This window comes from Streptomyces sp. R41 (genome assembly GCF_041053055.1).
Classification (GTDB): Bacteria; Actinomycetota; Actinomycetes; order Streptomycetales; family Streptomycetaceae; genus Streptomyces.
This window is the reverse complement of the sequence record NZ_CP163443.1, coordinates 848,039-864,359: the sequence shown is the minus strand read 5'-3', so window position 1 is coordinate 864,359 and position 16,321 is coordinate 848,039. Positions and strand designations below refer to the sequence as shown.

Here is a 16,321-nt window from a genome sequence, read left to right as displayed (position 1 = left end):
TTTCGATGCCCACATGGCGCGGGTCAACGGCCGCTTCCTGTGCTGCGCGTCATGACGCGCGTGCTGTACGCGTGGCAGGTGCAGCCGCAGCGACGCTGCAGCAGGATGCCGGTGGAGTGGGGCAGGGGCACATCTTTGCGCTGTGCCGGGATGGCCGGGGAGCCGTCGAGGGGCTGGCAACGGGCGAGGAGTTGGCGGTGGACCGCGGTTGTGGTGCTGACGCGCGGGGTGTGGCCCTGGCCGCGCCGTACGGTCACGCCGTGGTCGAGCGCGGTCTGCTCGGTGTCGTCCGGCTCGGCCGCGTGGAGGAAGTCGGCCACCTTGCCTGGCATGTCGAGGGTGACTGGCAGCTCCGGGACCGGGTTGTCCTCGTGGCCGACCGCGGCGCGCTCAGGAATGAGGTCGACCAGGCTCGGGACGGACTGAGGGACGCTGCGAGCACGAGGAATTGATGGGCACGGTCAGCAGCCCAATGAGCCGACCCGGACGGTCCCCCTCACGAACGGGCGTGCGTCAGGGCTGAATGTTTTCCAGGTCCTCGAGGAGGCCGGAGTGCGTCGGCTGCCACCCGAGGGCATCGCGGGTGTGGGCGCTGGACGCCGGCTGGTCCATGGCGAAGATCGGGCCGAACGGGCCGAAGTTTTCCTGCGGAACCCCCTCGACCGGCAGGCCCAGTCTCCGGCCGATGACTGTCGCGATGTCCCGCACCGCGTCGCCCTCGTCGCCGACGGCGTGCCAGGACGTCCCGGCCGGTGCCGACTCAAGAGCCAGACGGAACAGGACCGCTGCATCGAGCGCGTGCACGGCCGGCCAGCGCTGGGTGCCGTCGCCCGGGTAGCCGGCCACCCCGGTGCGGCGCGCTTGATCGGTCAACAGGCCGGCGAATCCGCCCTCGCCCTCATTGTGGACCGTGCGCGGCATGCGGACAGCCGTGCTGCGCACACCGCGCGAGGCCAGATCCAGCAGCGCATTGACCGAACGGCCCCGACCGCCCACCGGTCCGTCGGTCGGCAGCGGATCGGCCTCGGTGGAGGCGCGCCCCGGCACCCAGGGCGTACCCGAGACCGTGACGATCGGGCGGTCGCTTCCCATGAGTTCCTGTCCCAGCGCGGCGAGAGCGACGCTCTCCTCGGCGATGGCCTGCGCGAGCGCATCCGGACTGCTGTAGTCGCGTCCGAACGCCAGACTGATCACGCCGTCGGACTGCGCTGCGCCGGACCGCAGGACGTCGAGGTCCGCCAGATCTCCTGGCAGCACCTTGGCACCAGCGCTCTCGAGGGCCTGCGCGGAGCCGTCCGAGCGAGCCAGTGCGAGAACGGTGTGGCCGTTGCCGAGCAGTTCGGCGACGACGGCGGAGCCGATGGTGCCGGTACCGCCGGTGATGAAGACGTGCATGAGCTCTCCCTGAAAGTGATGGGACTGTTGTCCCATCACTGACCTTACACGGTGACGGGACAGGTGTCCCATCACCTACTCTTGTCTCATGGCTAGATGGCAACCAGGGGCGACCCAGCGACTCGTCGTTGCGGCCGTGGACCTGTTCACGGAGCAGGGGTACGACGCCACCACGGTGACGCAGATCGCCGAGCGCGCCGGCGTCACCAAGAGCACCTTTTTCCGACACTTCTCCGACAAGCGCGAGCTACTGGTCGCCGGCCAGGAGACGCTCAGCAGGCTGCTCGCGGACGGCATCACCGAGGCACCTGCGAGCGCCAGCCCGCTCCAGGCGGTGGCGGCCGGTCTCGAGCGCGCATCGAGCGCCATGGGGCCAACGAACCGCGAACTCGGCCCCCGCCTCAAAGCAGCCGTGGCAGCCAGCACCGAACTTCAAGAGCGCGACGCCCTCAAGAGCGTCGGTCTCGCAGCCGCCATGACAGCCGCGCTCATCGCCCGCGGTGTCCCCGACCCGACTGCGCATCTCGCGGGCGAGCTGGGAGTCCTCGCGTTCAAGCAGGGCTACGCCCAGTGGTCCGAAAGCGATCGTGATGACGCGGAAGGGCTCGCGCCACATGCACTGGCAGCCTTGGAAGACCTGCGTGCGGCAACTGCGTCGCTGGGCTGATCGATGCCGCTTGGCTGTCGCAGGCCGGGCTCTGTCGGCGCCGTGGCTGTGCCCGTCGATCACCGAGGTCGACGCCGTGCGCAGGTGGCTGACGTGGGCGTGGGTCGGGACGGAAGACTGCTTGTAGCCGCTCCGCCTGCCGGTTCAGCCCCTCGGTGAGCCGGGCCGGGGGCATCTTTCGGTCGACCGGCACCCAGTAGGCGCGGCTGTTACCGACCCAGCCGATGTGCAGAAGCTGTCCCTGACCTGCGCTGCAGCCCCCTCAGCTTGGCATTCGTCGGCCGGTGTGGTCCGGGGGCGGCCGTTCACCGGTGGGCGCGGAGGAACTCGGTGATGTCCCGGGCCAGGAGCGCGGGTTCCTCGTGGGCGGCGAAGTGCCCGCCGCGCGGCATGCGGGTATACCGGGTGACGTTGTAGACGCGCTCGGCCCAGCTGCGGGGCGGCTGGGTGAGGTCGGCGGGGAACAGGGCGACGGCGGTGGGCACGGTCACCCGTTCCACCCGGCGCGTCAGGCCCTGGGCGTACTCGTAGTAGGGCCGGAACGAGGTGGAGATGGTCCCGGTGAACCAGTACAGCGAGGCCTGGGTGAGGAGGAAGTCGTCGCTGAACCGGGACGGGAGCCGGCCCGCGCAGTCGCTCCACGCGCGGTACTTCTCCACCATCCAGGCCAGCAGCCCGGCCGGCGAGTCGGTCAGCCCGTAGGCCAGGGTCAGCGGCCGGGTGCTCTGCTGGTGCTGGTACCCGCCCTCCGCGGCGGACCAGGCGGCGACCGAGTCGAGGTACGCCTGCTCCTCGGGGGTGACGGAAGCGGCGTCATAACGGACCGGGCTCGCGACCGCCATCAGATGGATGCCCACCACGGCGTCGGGATGGGCCTCCGCGAGGCGGGAGGTGATCCCGGCCCCCAGGTCGCCGCCGTGCGCGGCGTAGCGGTCGAAGCCGAGTTCGTCCCGCATGAGCTGGTGCCAGATCTCGTGGGTCTGCGGCGGCTCCGTGAGCGAGGGCCGCTGCGGGGAGAAGGTGAAGCCGGGCAGCGACGGGACGATGACGGTGAGCGCGTCGGCGGCGTCACCCCCGTACCGGGACGGCATGGCCAGCCGCCGGGCGAGGGCGGTCAGTTCGAGGAAGGTGCTGGGCCACCCGTTGGTCAGCACGATCGGTAGCGCGCCGGGGCGTTCGCCGTCGAAACGCAGGTAGTGCACGGGCGTGCCGTCGATGTCCGCGAAACGGGACGGCAGCGCGTTGACGGCGGCCTCGTGGACCCGCCAGTCGTAGCCGTCGGCCCAGTAGTCGACCAGCCGCCGCAGTTCACCGGCGTCGGTGCCGGCCTGCCATCCGCCGCCGGGCCAGGGAGCCGGCCAGCGGGTGGCGAGCAGCCGGGACCGCAGGTCGTCGAGTTCGGCCGGAGGAACGGCGATAAGGGGCGGTTGGTGGGTCACGGGAGTTCTCCTTGCTGGTGCCTTCAGGCGTGAGCGGTGTGCGCCGGCGGCGTGGAGCTGGTGCGGCGTGTGGCGTCGGCGAGGAGGGCGGCCAGGGCCATGAGGGCCGGGACGACGAGCAACAGGGCGTGCCCCACGGTGGTCCGGCCGCCGGCGAACCCGATGAGCGGCGGACCGCCGAGGAAGCCGCAGTAGCCGATCGACGTGATGACGCCGACCCGGCCGGCCGCGCGGGCGGTGTCATGGGCCCCGGCGCTCATGCTGACCGGGAAACCGAGCGCCGCGCCCGCGCCCCACAGCAGACTCCCCGCGAGCGCCGCGCCCAAGGACGGCCCGAGCGCGAAGAGCACAACACCGGTGGCGGTGATGCCGGCCGCCGTCCGCACGACGGTGACCGGACCGGCCCGGTCCAGGACCACCGGGCCGAGCCAGCGGCCGGCGGTGAGCGCGGCGAGGAACGCGGCGTACGCCAGCGTGCCGACTGTGGCGGTGGTGTGGTGGCGGTCGATGACGCCGACGCTGACCCAGTTGCCGCCCGCCCCCTCGGCGACCGCGAAGGCCAGCGCGACGAGCCCGATCAGCACGGTGCGCGGCTCCCGCCACGCGCCCGGACGGGCCCCCTTCGGAAGCGTGCCGGTTCGGGCCCTGGGGTGCTCGGGGAGATGGTGCCGGGCCACGGCGGGGACCGCGCCGGCGATGACGGCCGCGACCACGGCCAGATGGACGGCGACCGGCACCCCCAGGGCGACCATCAGCACACCGACCGCCGTGCCGGCGAGCGTGCCGAGGCTGAATGCGGCGAGGAACCGCGACATGAGCGCCCGGCCGAGCCGCCGTTCGACAGCGGCGACGTTCACGGTCATCGGGACGTCCCAGAAGCCCGTCGCCGAGCCGAGCAGGAACAGCCCGGCGACCAGCAGCGGCGGGGCAGCAGGCGTAGCCGAGCGCGATGACGCCCAGCCCGGTGCCGACGAGCAGCGCCACGACGGTGACGGCCCGGCGCGGTCCGAACCGGGCGACGACCGGCCCCGACAATGGCAGCACGAGGACGCCGCCGACCGCGATGGTGAGCAGCAGCAGGCCCAGCGCCGCCGGGCTCAGGTGCAGGTGGGCGCGGACCTGGGGGAGCCGGGAGGACCACGACGAGCCGGCCAGTCCCAGCCCGGCGAATGCCGCGTACGTCGCCCGCGTCGCGGCGGTCACCTGCGACCCGGGGCGGTCCGCGCGCGTCGCCGGGGTCCCGGGGGCGGCGACGGGGGAGTGGGTCATGCCACGGGCCGGCGCGCCGGGCCGAGCGTCGCGAGGATCGCCTCCCGGGTCGTCGCCCGTGGCTCCGGCGCGGTCGTGAGCAGGGCGTGCATGATCATGCCCTCCAGTGTGGCGTCCAGCCGGGCGGCGACCTCCGGGCCGGTGAACCGGGCCAGCACGCTGCGGCTGTCCCGCGTCCACTTCTGCGTCAGGGCCCGCAGCTCCGGGTCCCGCAGCGCCGCCAGGTGGAGTTCGAAACCGAGCACCGCGCTCCGGTGCCGGGCGGGACCCCCGTGGACCAGGTCCGTCAGGACCTCCACGAACTCCTCCCGCGTCGCGACCCCCGCGAACAGCGCCTCGAACACCGCCGACTGCGCCTCGACATGTCGCGCGAACGCCTGTGCCAGCAGTTCGCTCAGCCCGGCGAAGTGATACGTGACCGACCCCAGCGGCACATCGGCCCGCGCCGCGATGCTCCGGTGCGTCGTCCCGGCCACCCCGTGCTCCGCGATGACGTCCAGGGCGGCGTCGAGGATGCGTGCCTTGCGCCCGGGATCGTTGCGCCGGGCCCGTCGGGTATCGGCCGTGGGCTGTGGCTCGTCGCGCTTCATGCGTACAAACGTACACAGCATAAGAACGGATGTACATATGCGGGGTCCCGGCGCCCGGTCAGGGCAGGAACGGCCTACGCTGCGGCGGACAGCTCCGCCTTCAGACGCGACCTGGTGCGCGCGGCGCGGTACGCCCTCCACAACTGGTCCGTCTCCGCGCACCGCCGCTCTCCGTGCCCGCAGCCGTCGCACGTGGTGGGGTGCTCGATGAAGGCGTGGTACGCGGTCTGCACGCGGTTGAACGTGCCGCTGTCGGCGACCATCTGCATGTGGCCTGACGCGCTTCCCGCGTCGCGCCACTCCCGCCTTACGCCGCTCACGACGCGCCGCCCTTGTGCGGGTGGTTGCGGATCTCGGCCCTGCAGTCCGTCGCCCGCGACGGGTTCCCTGCGGCCGTGGACTCGGCCCGCTGCCGGGCCAGCGCCCCGCAGACACCACAGCCCTCCACGCGTTCGGCGGCCGCCCCGCTTACCTGATCGTTTTCGATGTCCTGGAGGCCTGGGGCACCGAGCTTTTCGACCGGCCATACCGGGAACGGGAGCGTGGGGGGAGGGAGGAGGTCCTCTTGAGCGCGGGGTTGGTCTCAGATCGGCTGGAGGCGGACGAAGGGTGGGACGGGCGGTGGACCGCAACGTGGAAGACAGCCCGGGCGGTGTGTCGTCTGTCCGGTCCGTGCAGTGGGCGTATCGAAGTCACGCGCCACGTAACCTCTTCCTGTGCCAGCCTTCCGCCAGCATCGCGTCGCCGTCCTTGTGCTCGAGGGTGCGAAGCCGCTCGATGTCGGAATTCCCGCGCAGGTTTTCACGACCCGCGCGAGCATGCCGTACAAGGTGCGGGTGTGCGGGGCGACACCCGGTCTCGTGACCGGCGGCGATGGCCTCGCGTACCACGTCGCCCACGGCCTCGACGCCCTTGCGTGGGCCGACATCGTCTTCGTCCCCGGCTACCGGTTCCCGGACCGCGACGACCCGCCGCAGGCCGTCGTCGACGCACTGATCGCCGCCCACGACCGGGGCGCGCGGCTCGCCGCCATCTCGACGGGCGCCTTCGCGCTCGCCGCCACGGGCCTGCTCGACGGCAGGCGCGCCACGACGCACTGGCACTACACGCGGGCACTCGTGGCCAGGCATCCGCTCGTCCAGGTCGACGAGAACGTGCTGTTCGTCGACGAGGGCAGCGTGCTCACCTCGGCCGGCGCCGCCTCCGGCATCGACCTGTGCCTGCACATCCTGCGCGGCGACCTCGGAGTGGCCGCGTCCAACCACGCGGCCCGGCGTCTGGTTGCGGCCCCCTACCGCAGCGGCGGCCAGGCCCAGTACGTGCCGCGCAGCGTCCCCGAGCCGCTCGGCGAGCGGTTCGCCGCCACCCGCGAGTGGGCGCTGCACCGGCTCGGCGAGCCCCTCACGCTCGACATACTGGCGCGGCAGGCGGGGGTCTCGCCGCGCACGTTCTCCCGGCGCTTCGTCGAGGAGACCGGCTACACGCCGATGCAGTGGGTGATGCGCGCCCGCATCGACCTGGCCCGCGAACTGCTCGAGCGCTCGCAGCGCAGCGTCGAACAGATCGCCGCCGACGTCGGGCTCGGCACCGGCGCGAACCTGCGCCTGCACTTCCAGCGCATCCTCGGCACCACACCGAGCGAGTACCGGCGCACCTTCACCCGGGGCGAGTAACACGCCGGGCACCGCGTGGCGGGATCCTTTCGAACCGTGGCGATCCCGCCACTGTCAGCGGCGGGAGCCGCGGGCGAGCCTGGTGGCGAAGGGAAGGGACATCACTCATGACTCGCATCGCCATCAACGGATTCGGCCGCATCGGACGCAATGTGCTGCGCGCACTGCTGGAGCGCGACAGCGCCCTCGAGATCGTCGCCGTCAACGATCTGACGGAGCCCGCCACTCTCGCCCGGCTGCTCGCCTACGACAGCACGGCCGGCCGGCTCGGGCGCCCAGTGACCGTGGACGGGGACGCCCTCGTCGTCGACGGCCGTCGGATCACGGTGCTGGCCGAGCGCGAACCGGTGCAGCTGCCGTGGGCCGAACTCGGCGTCGACATCGTCCTGGAAGCCACCGGCCGCTTCACCTCGGCCAAGGCCGCCCGCGCCCACCTCGACGCGGGCGCGAAGAAGGTACTCGTCAGCGCGCCGTCGGACGGCGCCGACGTCACGCTCGCGTTCGGGGTCAACACCGACGCCTACGACCCGGCCGTGCACACGATCGTCTCGAACGCCTCCTGCACCACCAACGCGCTCGCGCCGCTGGCCGCGGTCCTCGACGAACTCGCCGGTATCGAGCACGGGTTCATGACGACGGTGCACGCCTACACGCAGGAGCAGAACCTGCAGGACGGTCCGCACCGCGACGCCCGTCGCGCCCGGGCCGCCGGCGTCAACATCGTGCCGACCACGACCGGCGCCGCCAAGGCGATCGGCCTCGTGCTGCCGAACCTCGACGGCAAGCTGTCCGGCGACTCGATCCGCGTACCGGTGCCGGTGGGCTCGATCGTCGAACTCAACACGACCGTCGCCCGCGACGTGACGCGCGGCGACGTGCTGGCGGCGTACCGCGCCGCAGCGGAAGGGCCGCTCGCCGGCATCCTCGAGTACTCGGACGACCCGCTCGTGTCGTCCGACATCGTCGGCAACCCGGCCTCGTCGATCTTTGACTCTGCCCTCACCCGCGTCGACGGCCGCCACGTCAAGGTGGCCGCGTGGTACGACAACGAGTGGGGCTTCTCGAACCGCGTGATCGACACTCTCGAGTTCCTCGCCACCCGCTGACCGCACGCCGGGGTGGTACCCCGCCTCCGGCGACCGCGCCGGCCGGCACTTCCTTCGGGCGCTCTGGTTGACCAGTCAGGCAACCAGAGCGCTCAGTCACAGAAGCGGGTCCGCCCGGCCTCCGGAGGGTGCGCGAGCGCCACGGCCGACGCTCGCCTCTCCGGCCACCCTGCTGCAGGCCCGCCACGACGCCGTCGGCAACCTGCAGCTGCTCGCCCGCACCACCCCCTGCCCACCGCCCAACTTTGCAACCTCGCACAGCGACTGCATCCGGCCGACCCCGACCATCCCTGGCACGGGCGCCGGTGCAGCGCCAGCTGGGGCACCCGCGGCGAACTGGAGTACCACCCGGTCCGCCCGGACCTGGTGGCGCAGTTCCAGGCCGACACGGCCGTCGACGAGGGCCGGTACCGTCATCCTGTCCGCTTTCTGCGGCTGCGCGACGACCTCGCCGTGCAGCAGGTCCCGCCCTTCGGCACGTGACCGCGCCCCGCGCAGCGGCCAACCGGAGGCCGGGCGCCCATCCCGGCGAGCAGACCGCGCACCCACGCCTCGATGGCGTCGCGGATCGGCCGGACGGCGTTGATCACCAGGCCGGCCGGGTCATCGAGCGACCAGTCCAAGTACCGCGCGCCGGGGGAAGACGCGGCAGGCGTCCCCGCACGCCGATCGGCAATACATCATGGATCACAACAACGGACTGCTCGTCGCCCTGTCACTACCTGCGGCGCGGGCGCTCGTTGGTGGGACAGCCGGCCCAGCCAGATGGCGGGCCGGACCGCCCAGGCCGCTTCCCACGTCAAGGACACGCAGCCCCGCTCTCAGCTCCAGGTGTTCGGCCAGCTCTCGCGTCGCCGCATGGCCGCCGGTGTGGAACTCGTCTACGCCAGGGAGGTCGTCGGTGGTGAGCGTGCTATGCCCCGGGTAGAGGCGGTCGAGCGCTTCGTCGATCTTCCGGCGCAGGTCGCCTTGCCGGTAATGGCGTGCTACGGCGGACGGCTGCTGTGCGGTCACGGGAACGTCCTTACGGTCATGGGTGATCGAAGCGCGGCCGCAACTCCTGAGGGGCTTCGGACCGTGGTGCCGAAGAAGGCGGATTCGGCGGTGTTGTCCTAGTCGTGATCGGTGGAGAGGGCGACGTGCCGCCAGGCGTCCATCTCCTTGCGGAAGGTGTTCAGCTTGGCGTCGAAGGCTTGCAGGGTGTCGGCTCCGAGCGGGAGGCGCAGGGGCGGCTCGGGGGCGGAGGCCATCTCGACAATGGCGCGCGCGGCCTTGGCCGGGTCGCCGGGCTGGGCGTGGTTCAGGCTCGCGGCGGTTGCACGCATCGCGCCGACGGTGGGCGCGTAGTCGTCGATCGTGTCGGGGCCGGTGTGCAGGCTGGCGGGGTCGAGGAAGTCGGTGCGGAAGAAGCCCGGTTCCACGAGCGTCACGTGGATGCCGAGGGGGGCCAGTTCGGTGTGGAGGGTCTCGGTGAAGCCTTCGACGGCGAACTTCGTGGAGGCGTAGATGCCCCAGCCCGGCGCGGTGGCGAAGCCCACGATGGAGCTGATGTTGATCACGTGGCCGGAGCGCTGGCGGCGCAGTACTGGCAGTACGGCGCGTTGGACGGCGAGCGGGCCGAACACATTGGTCTCGTACACCGCGCGTACTGCGGCGTCGTCGGACTCTTCGATGGCGGCGAGCAGGCCGGTGCCGGCGTTGTTGACCAGGACGTCGATCCGGCCGAACCGTTCGACCGCTGCGTCGACGGCCGCCTGGATGCTCTGGTGGTCGGTCACGTCCAGCGGCACGGTGAGCAGCGTGTCGCCGGCGTCGGGAAACTGCTCGCGGACGGTTTCGGCCTTCCGCGCGGTCGCGACCACCTGGTGGCCGGCGGCGAGGGCGGCACGGGTGATCTCCAGGCCGAAGCCCCGGGACGATCCTGTGATGAACCAAACGCTCATTGTCTTCTCCAGTGTTCAGGCAGTGTGCAGGTCGAAGGCCGCGCGGTTCTGGGCGACGAAGCCCTCGACGTCGAGGGGGTCGCTGCCGCCGATCGTCTTCACCAGGTCGTTGGTGCCGGCGAAGACGCCGTTGCGGTAGTCGACGGCCACGGCGAGCAGGTGCTGGATCAGGTGGTCCGGCGCACCGCGCCCGTGCAGGATGGCGGCGAATTCATCGAGTTCGATGGGCACGTAGGTGACTTCACGGTCCAGCGCCCGCGACATCTTCTCGGCGATCTCGTAGTGGTTGAGCTCCTCGGCTCCGTACAGCGGGTAGATCTGGCCGGCGTGCGGGGCGGGGTCTTCCAGGATGGCCGCGATCACCTTCGCCTGGTCGCTTTCCGCGATGGGGGCGTGGCGTCCGTCGGCGAACGGCAGGCGCAGTTCGCCGGTTCCGTCGGCCCAAGTGTCGATCAGCCACTGGGCGAAGAAGGTCGGGCGGATGTGGGTGACGGGGACCGGAGCGTGGTCCAGGACGCGTTCGGCGACCCAGTGCTGGCGTGCCGCGTTGCTGGCGGTGTTGCGGCGGGCGGAGACCTGCGACATGTTCACGATCGCCTGCACCCCGTTCTCCTCCGCCGCCTGGGCCACGTTCGCAGTGGCGTCCATCAGGCCGGGGCGGATCGGATAGGTGAAGTACAGGGCGTCGATCCCCTTGGTCGCCTGGGCCAGGGAGTCCAGGTCGAGGACGTCGCCTTCCACGACGTCCGCTCCGAGGGCGGCGAGCCGCTCGGCGCGCCCGTCGAGGCCGCGGACGAGTGCGCGGACGCGGTGTCCGCGCTGGAGCAGGAGTTCGGTGGTGTGGCCGCCGGTTTTGCCGGTGGCCCCGATCACGAGGAAGTTGCGTTCCATGATGGTGATCTCCGTTTCTTGAGAGGGAGCTGGCGGGAACACCAGCCTCAGTCCTTCGAGCGGGTGTCGCAGAAGATGAGTGAGGCGGTGCGAGGCCTGTCCAGCAGGAGGCCGTGGTTACTTGCGGGCCCGCCCCGAGTGGCCGCGGCCTTGTGGTCAGGGTGTGTGGCGGGGCCGGAGGGCGAGCAGCGCGGTGGCCGCGGCGATTCTGGCGCCTGCCTGGACGGACCAGGCGCGGTCGAACCCGGTAGTCGTGGTCTGGGGGGTGAGGGCGACGAGCAGGGCCACGCCCACGGCGCTGCCGCCTGTGTGGACATCCCGTCCACCTCCTCAGAGGAATGGGCTTGACAGCCCTTTTTTGACCTGCCTCCAGGAGACACCCCACAGAATGGGTTGTCAAGCCCTTTTTTGCGGTATGATGGTCACCATGACCACCACCAGCGAAGCGTCGACTCAGAAGCTGACCGCCAAGGGCCTGGCCACACGCGAACGCATCGTCAGGGCGGCCGCCGAGCTGATCTACGAACACGGCGCGCAGAACACCAACAACGAGCAGATCCGTGAGGCCGCCGGAGTCAGCGGCTCGCAGCTGACGCGCCACTTCCCCACCAAGGAGTCCCTGGTGCGCGCGGTGCTCGCCTGGCAGGCCGACAGCATCGTCGCCCGCCACCAGGCACCCGAGCTGGGCGAGCTGGACAGCTTCACCGCCCTGTATCGGTGGGCCGACTCCTACATCGCCTCGCAGGACATGCTGCGCGGCGGCTGCACGTTCGGCTCCCTGGCCGCCGAGGTCGTCAAGACCGAGCCCTCCCACCGAGACGCGGTGGCCCACGGCTTCGAGCGGTGGCAGGAACTGTTCAGGCGCGGCCTGAGCAAGATGCGCGAGCGCGGCGAACTGCGGCCCGAGGCCGACCCGGCCGCGCTCGCCCACCTGCTCGCCGCCGCGTTCCAGGGCGGAGCACTGCTGGACCAGGCGGCCGGCGAATCCACACCCCTGCGTGACGCGCTGTACGGAGCCCTGGCCTACATCGAGTCATTCGCCGCAGAACGCTGACCGCACTGCGGAGTACGGACCCTCAAGCAAGCAGCGCTCAGGAAGTGTCTGAGACGACTGGGCGGGGCGCCTGGTGGGACGGGACCTGTGCCGTAAGCGGGAGCCCTTCGAATGCTTGACCGGCAACGCGCTCCAGCGCGACCCTGTCGAGCCCGGCCCTGGCCAGTACTTCCATGCGCGGTTGATTGCCATGAGCAGTTGGCTGATTCCAGGGGCGTCCGCCTCGGGATCGAGGTCACCATGCCGCTGCGCAGCCTGAACGCACCCGGTCAGCGAACCTTCAATTCTCATGAGGGCCTGCCTGACGTGTGCACCGGCCTGCGGGTGGTGGTCGACCCCTTCGACGACGAAGCCGGTCACCATGCAGCCGAGCCGGTCGGGTTCATCATGCCCGCAAGAACAGCTCGTCCTTCGATAACCCCACCCGGCATTGCCCTACTGGCCGCCATGGGGCGCCCACCGGGATTCGACAAGGGCGACGTAGTACAGGCCCTCGAGCGACAGTTCCGCCCTACTGGATACGCCGGTACCAGCGTTGAGGACATCGCCAAGGCCGGCGGGCTAGGCCGCGGCAGCCTCTACGCCGCCTTCGGCGACAAGAGCAAGTTGTACCTGCGGACGCTGGAGGCGTACTGCGAGATCCGCCGCGACTCATGGCAGGGCGGGTTGTCGGTTCGGGCGCTTCTCTTACCACCACGATGTCACGTGGGGAACCGCTCCGGGCGGAAGTCCGCAAGCATCTCATCTCTCTTCCCGCTGAGGATCTCCGAAGCAAGCAGCCGGCCGATTACCGGCCCGAGCGTGATGCCGCTGTGGGAAACGGCCTCGTAGTAGCCCGGCACAGAGGGCACCGCTCCCACCGAAGGAAATCCGTCGGCTGGGATGGGCCGATCGGCTACTCGTGTCTGTGCGATGCGGGAGTTGCCGAGCTCGGGAACGACATGCCGTGCCGATTCGTGGAGCAGCCGTGCGAGTTCCGCTGGATCTTCGCCTGTATCGATGAGTGCGTCGATCTCGCGGCTGTGGAGGACCACCGAAGCGTCTCCGTCAGGACGGATCTCGATGTGAGGCGCGTGCATGGCCCGGTGAACCGGGACCTGAGCACAGCCGATCCGGGTGACGACGCCGGGTTCCCGGCGCATCGGCAAGTGCCGTGCGATGAGCCCGGCGACGTGGGAGGCGCTGGGGCCTGCTGCGTTCACGACGATGTTGACGTCGAGACGGCTCCCATCGGACAGAGCAACGGTCCGGATGCTCCCGTCGGCACCGGTGCCGATGTCACAGACCGCGGTGCCGGACCGGAGCTCGGCACCGGATGCAACGGCCTGGCCGACCAGGCGGCCGACGAGATGACGTCCGTGCACCCAGGCTTCGTCGGGGTAGAACACGACTGGAGCCTCGCCGGGCACCGTGAGAGCAGGTTCGAGGCGGCGACGCACCTCGGCCCCCGTGCACACCTCGACCCGGTAGCCCCAGCTGGCCAGCAGTTCGGCTGTTTCCAGGAGCTTCGCCTTCGCTGCGGGATCGTCTGCCCAGCGCAGGTGGCCGCTGGGATACCACCATGAGTCCGGCCCGATGGTCCTGGCGAGCTCACGGTGCGCTGCCATGCCCGCGACGTTCAGGTCGAAGTAGGACTTGCGCGCGGTCTTGTTGCTGGCGTTGACCCACGAGAAGGACCAGTTGGTGACGCCTTCGCCCGGCTGGCCTGCGTCGACGAAGACCACCTCGACACCGTGCCGGGACAGGTTCCAGCCCACGCTGGCTCCGAGGATGCCCACTCCGATGACAGCGACACGTTCAGCCCGCTTCACGGACCCAATCCTCACGAACGCCTCCTCCCCAGATCACCGGCGAACTCCCGCGCCTTGCATGCAAGCGAACACTCCTCGCCGAGTACATCCATGGTGCGGATCCCGATCTCCTTCCCCGACAGACCAGCCGGAAAAGTGGGGCCACAAACGACCGTTAAAGCCAGCCAAGGGAGGCAATCCTGCCAAGCACTTTCCGTGACCAAAGAAGCCCCTTCCCCTGCCGGCTGTCGCGAACAAAACCCGCCAACCCTCCTGAACAGAAACCGCGCGAGCAGCGCAGCCACCCCGCGTCAATCGCCAACAACAGCGAACGGTCACAACGGTGTGACTGAGCGCCGTAGTTGGCCTCACGTTCCTGGGACGGGATGGTCGAGCCATTCGTAGGGTTGGGCCACCCAGGGGTGCCGGGTGTGGCTTCTCGTTGGCATTCCGAACGCGGCGCTGTCGCTGTTCGCGCGACATGCCGCGAGTTCCCGCTGTCCCGCGCCACCATGGTCACCGTCCCGCTCGAACCTGGTGTCACGCGTCGCGGACCGGCCGTATCGCGCCGCGTCCCGCTTCCTCCCGAGCTGCAGCCATGCGACCGATCGCGCCGGCGTCATCCGGCGCGCAGGCTGGAGGTATGGACACCATCGCGCTAGGAAAGGTGGAGATCACCCGTGTGGTGGAGCTGCCCGCCAAAGGCCGCACCCGCGACTACGTCTTCCCCGACGTGCCCGTCGAGCACTGGCAGGCGCATCAGAACTGGCTCGCCCCCACCTTCCTGGACCCGGCCGCCGACGAGATCCACATGATGATCCAGACCTGGCTGATCCGCAGCGAGGGCCGAACGATCCTGATCGACACCGGCATCGGCAACGACCGGGAGCGCCCGGCCATGCCCTCCTTCCACCATCTGCACACCCACTACCTCGGAGAGCTGGCCGCAGCAGGCGTCCGCCCGCAGGACGTGGACACGGTGATCTGCACCCACATCCACAGCGACCACGTCGGCTGGAACACCCGCCTGACGCGCGACGGGGAGTGGCGACCGACCTTCCCCAATGCCCAGTACGTCCTCTCGCAGGCGGACTTCGACTACTGGAATCCGGCCAACGGACACCGGACCCGTTCCGGCCCCCGGATGGCCAACGTCTTCGAGGACAGCATCGCCCCCGTGCACCAGGCCGGCCAGACCGTGCTGTGGGAGGGCGACCACTACGACATCGACGCCCAGCTCCGCATCGAGCCCGCCCCCGGCCACACGCCCGGCTCCTCCGTCGTATGGCTGCGGTCGGGTACTGACCGGGCGGCGTTCGCCGGGGATCTGCTGCACAGCCCACTGCAGATCGTGGAGCCGGACGACTGTCCCAGCTTCGACGAGGACGAGCCCCGCGCACGGGACAGCCGGCGCCGGGTGCTGGGGGAGGCCGCGGACCGGGGCGCCGTGCTGTTCCCGGCGCATTTCCCGGGCCGGGCGCGGCCGAAGTGCGACGCGTCGGCGACCGGTTCGCGGTGAAGGAATGGGCGGCATGGCGTTGAGGGCGTTCCGCGGGTGCATCTGCGTGGGTCAGGCGGTGTGGCCAACTGTGATGCTCGCAATGGCCAACTACGGCTCTCAGTCACACGCGGCCCCAGATCGTGTCGGTCGTCGCCCCGGTTCCTCACGCTCACCTCGACTCGCCGAGGACGCCGCCTCGCGACCTCACCGTCGAATGCCTGACACGGGCGGGGGCCGGCTGGGGCTCACCGGCAACCGGCTGGCGGACCGTCACCCGCTCGCCGTCGCAGATGGCTCGATCATCGAGTCGCCGACGACCTTCAGGACGAACAGCTCGCCGTCACCGGCCAGCTGGCGGGGGAGCGGGACGTACGACGTTGTCGGCTTGTCCGCGATATCCGTGGGGCTGCAAGGAGGACTCGCGGATCCGTGGACTCGCATGCGCACGGGCGGTGCGGTTCGCGGCGCAGGAAGCCCTTGCGCTCCAGTGCCGTCAGTTGCTGTGCGACCGAGGAGGCGTCAAGCGCTGAACCGACCACCCATGACGTGGGGCGGGCCGTACTTGGCCCGTTGCAGGAATCGACCCCGTCGCCGATATGCGGTTCGCGTCCGTATACCGGGCGTTCGACTCGCTCGAGGACTTCGAGGCCACCATTGCAGAGCTCGGAAGCACCGGCTCGAGTCGGCGCTGCGAGCGGTCTGGGGCAGTGATGGTGGCAGTGTCTGCGGTGGTGGTCACGCTGGCGACGTTTCTGGCGGGAGGGTGGGATGGACGCGCAAATGGATGCCGTCGTCCGAGGCGATGTCCGGACGCTGTGGAGCGTGGTCTTCATTGACATGACCGTTGCATCGGCCATCGACGCGGACGTCCTGGAAGTGACCGGCGACCAAGCCGCGGCACAGCGATTCTTCACCCTCTTCGGCCTGCCGCCATCGTGACCAGCTTCGCCTGAGACGCGCCTGTCACAGGCCTCAACGCAGGCGCTGCACGTGGCCCTCCCTC

The 16,321-nt window shown here is 70.4% G+C and carries 16 protein-coding genes and 5 pseudogenes; 9 read left to right on the top strand and 12 right to left on the bottom strand.

Features of this window, described 5'->3' with window-relative positions:
• Positions 1-23: 23 nt before the first annotated feature.
• Positions 24-332: a hypothetical protein gene (locus AB5J53_RS04185; RefSeq protein WP_369244297.1), complete on the bottom strand. Its 309-nt coding sequence runs from the start codon at positions 330-332 to the stop codon at positions 24-26.
• Between the two features lie 181 nt (positions 333-513).
• Positions 514-1,395, bottom strand: coding sequence for an SDR family oxidoreductase (locus tag AB5J53_RS04180; RefSeq protein ID WP_369244296.1), 882 nt, complete (start codon positions 1,393-1,395; stop codon positions 514-516).
• Between the two features lie 88 nt (positions 1,396-1,483).
• Here AB5J53_RS04180 and AB5J53_RS04175 point away from each other — a divergent pair, with 88 nt between their 5' ends.
• Positions 1,484-2,062, top strand: a complete 579-nt coding sequence (locus AB5J53_RS04175; protein WP_369244295.1) for a TetR/AcrR family transcriptional regulator — start codon at positions 1,484-1,486, stop codon at positions 2,060-2,062.
• A gap of 151 nt (positions 2,063-2,213) precedes the next feature.
• Here the strand turns inward: AB5J53_RS04175 and AB5J53_RS04170 are convergent.
• The 5 genes and pseudogenes from AB5J53_RS04170 to AB5J53_RS04150 form a co-directional block, all read right to left on the bottom strand.
• Positions 2,214-2,303 (bottom strand): annotated as a pseudogene (locus AB5J53_RS04170) (protein phosphatase); the annotation flags it as partial.
• A gap of 64 nt (positions 2,304-2,367) precedes the next feature.
• On the bottom strand, positions 2,368-3,501 hold the full coding sequence (locus tag AB5J53_RS04165; protein ID WP_369244294.1) for an epoxide hydrolase family protein: 1,134 nt from the start codon (positions 3,499-3,501) through the stop codon (positions 2,368-2,370).
• Positions 3,502-3,524: 23 nt separating this feature from the next.
• Entirely contained in the window at positions 3,525-4,418 is an 894-nt protein-coding gene (locus AB5J53_RS04160; protein WP_369252042.1) for an MFS transporter, read from the bottom strand.
• 348 nt (positions 4,419-4,766) lie between these two features.
• The gene (locus AB5J53_RS04155) at positions 4,767-5,360 is read right to left on the bottom strand and encodes a TetR/AcrR family transcriptional regulator (RefSeq protein WP_369244293.1); all 594 of its coding nucleotides are present in this window, start codon (positions 5,358-5,360) and stop codon (positions 4,767-4,769) included.
• A 74-nt stretch (positions 5,361-5,434) separates the two neighbouring features.
• The gene (locus tag AB5J53_RS04150; protein ID WP_369244292.1) at positions 5,435-5,680 is read right to left on the bottom strand and encodes a hypothetical protein; all 246 of its coding nucleotides are present in this window, start codon (positions 5,678-5,680) and stop codon (positions 5,435-5,437) included.
• Positions 5,681-6,076: 396 nt separating this feature from the next.
• On the opposite strand from AB5J53_RS04150, the gene AB5J53_RS04145 reads away from it, so the two are divergent.
• From AB5J53_RS04145 to AB5J53_RS04135, 3 genes are all read left to right on the top strand, one after another.
• Entirely contained in the window at positions 6,077-7,033 is a 957-nt protein-coding gene (locus AB5J53_RS04145) for a GlxA family transcriptional regulator (RefSeq protein WP_369244291.1), read from the top strand.
• A gap of 107 nt (positions 7,034-7,140) precedes the next feature.
• Positions 7,141-8,139 (top strand): type I glyceraldehyde-3-phosphate dehydrogenase, encoded by a 999-nt coding sequence (gene gap, locus AB5J53_RS04140; protein WP_369244290.1) that lies wholly within the window; start codon positions 7,141-7,143, stop codon positions 8,137-8,139.
• Positions 8,140-8,904: 765 nt separating this feature from the next.
• Entirely contained in the window at positions 8,905-9,255 is a 351-nt protein-coding gene (locus AB5J53_RS04135) for a hypothetical protein (protein ID WP_369244289.1), read from the top strand.
• Here AB5J53_RS04135 and AB5J53_RS04130 read toward each other — a convergent pair.
• The 3 genes from AB5J53_RS04130 to AB5J53_RS04120 form a co-directional block, all read right to left on the bottom strand.
• A complete protein-coding gene (locus AB5J53_RS04130; protein ID WP_369244288.1) occupies positions 9,252-10,082 on the bottom strand; it encodes an oxidoreductase in 831 nt (276 codons plus the stop codon). The genes AB5J53_RS04135 and AB5J53_RS04130 overlap by 4 nt on opposite strands.
• Positions 10,083-10,097: 15 nt before the next feature.
• Positions 10,098-10,973 (bottom strand): NmrA family NAD(P)-binding protein, encoded by an 876-nt coding sequence (locus AB5J53_RS04125; RefSeq protein ID WP_369244287.1) that lies wholly within the window; start codon positions 10,971-10,973, stop codon positions 10,098-10,100.
• Positions 10,974-11,129: 156 nt separating this feature from the next.
• Complete coding sequence (locus tag AB5J53_RS04120) at positions 11,130-11,267, bottom strand: hypothetical protein (RefSeq protein ID WP_369244286.1); 138 nt, start codon at positions 11,265-11,267, stop codon at positions 11,130-11,132.
• 133 nt (positions 11,268-11,400) lie between these two features.
• Here AB5J53_RS04120 and AB5J53_RS04115 point away from each other — a divergent pair, with 133 nt between their 5' ends.
• On the top strand, positions 11,401-12,027 hold the full coding sequence (locus AB5J53_RS04115) for a TetR/AcrR family transcriptional regulator (RefSeq protein WP_369244285.1): 627 nt from the start codon (positions 11,401-11,403) through the stop codon (positions 12,025-12,027).
• A gap of 111 nt (positions 12,028-12,138) precedes the next feature.
• A pseudogene (locus tag AB5J53_RS04110) lies at positions 12,139-12,630 on the top strand (TetR/AcrR family transcriptional regulator); the annotation flags it as partial.
• 98 nt (positions 12,631-12,728) lie between these two features.
• On the opposite strand, the gene AB5J53_RS04105 reads toward AB5J53_RS04110, so the two are convergent.
• Positions 12,729-13,838, bottom strand: a complete 1,110-nt coding sequence (locus AB5J53_RS04105; RefSeq protein WP_369244284.1) for an NAD(P)/FAD-dependent oxidoreductase — start codon at positions 13,836-13,838, stop codon at positions 12,729-12,731.
• A 622-nt stretch (positions 13,839-14,460) separates the two neighbouring features.
• Here AB5J53_RS04105 and AB5J53_RS04100 point away from each other — a divergent pair.
• Positions 14,461-15,359 (top strand): annotated as a pseudogene (locus AB5J53_RS04100) (MBL fold metallo-hydrolase).
• Positions 15,360-15,568: 209 nt separating this feature from the next.
• Here AB5J53_RS04100 and AB5J53_RS04095 read toward each other — a convergent pair.
• A pseudogene (locus AB5J53_RS04095) lies at positions 15,569-15,833 on the bottom strand (LexA family protein); the annotation flags it as partial.
• A gap of 7 nt (positions 15,834-15,840) precedes the next feature.
• On the opposite strand from AB5J53_RS04095, the pseudogene AB5J53_RS04090 reads away from it, so the two are divergent.
• Positions 15,841-16,154 (top strand): annotated as a pseudogene (locus tag AB5J53_RS04090) (hypothetical protein); the annotation flags it as partial.
• Positions 16,099-16,257, top strand: a complete 159-nt coding sequence (locus AB5J53_RS04085; protein WP_369252941.1) for a hypothetical protein — start codon at positions 16,099-16,101, stop codon at positions 16,255-16,257. The pseudogene AB5J53_RS04090 and the gene AB5J53_RS04085, both read left to right, overlap by 56 nt.
• The last annotated feature ends 64 nt before the right edge of the window (positions 16,258-16,321 follow it).

Bases quoted from the DNA above. Each gene is read 5' to 3' on its own strand.
- AB5J53_RS04180 (WP_369244296.1), bottom strand. From the start codon at position 1,395: ATGCACGTCTTCATCACCGGCGGTACCGGCACCATCGGCTCCGCCGTC.
- AB5J53_RS04135 (WP_369244289.1), top strand. From the start codon at position 8,905: ATGGCGGGCCGGACCGCCCAGGCCGCTTCCCACGTCAAGGACACGCAG.
- AB5J53_RS04085 (WP_369252941.1), top strand. From the start codon at position 16,099: ATGGATGCCGTCGTCCGAGGCGATGTCCGGACGCTGTGGAGCGTGGTC.
- AB5J53_RS04115 (WP_369244285.1), top strand. From the start codon at position 11,401: ATGACCACCACCAGCGAAGCGTCGACTCAGAAGCTGACCGCCAAGGGC.
- AB5J53_RS04185 (WP_369244297.1), bottom strand. From the start codon at position 332: ATGCCAGGCAAGGTGGCCGACTTCCTCCACGCGGCCGAGCCGGACGAC.
- gap (WP_369244290.1), top strand. From the start codon at position 7,141: ATGACTCGCATCGCCATCAACGGATTCGGCCGCATCGGACGCAATGTG.
- AB5J53_RS04155 (WP_369244293.1), bottom strand. From the start codon at position 5,360: ATGAAGCGCGACGAGCCACAGCCCACGGCCGATACCCGACGGGCCCGG.
- AB5J53_RS04175 (WP_369244295.1), top strand. From the start codon at position 1,484: ATGGCTAGATGGCAACCAGGGGCGACCCAGCGACTCGTCGTTGCGGCC.
- AB5J53_RS04125 (WP_369244287.1), bottom strand. From the start codon at position 10,973: ATGGAACGCAACTTCCTCGTGATCGGGGCCACCGGCAAAACCGGCGGC.
- AB5J53_RS04130 (WP_369244288.1), bottom strand. From the start codon at position 10,082: ATGAGCGTTTGGTTCATCACAGGATCGTCCCGGGGCTTCGGCCTGGAG.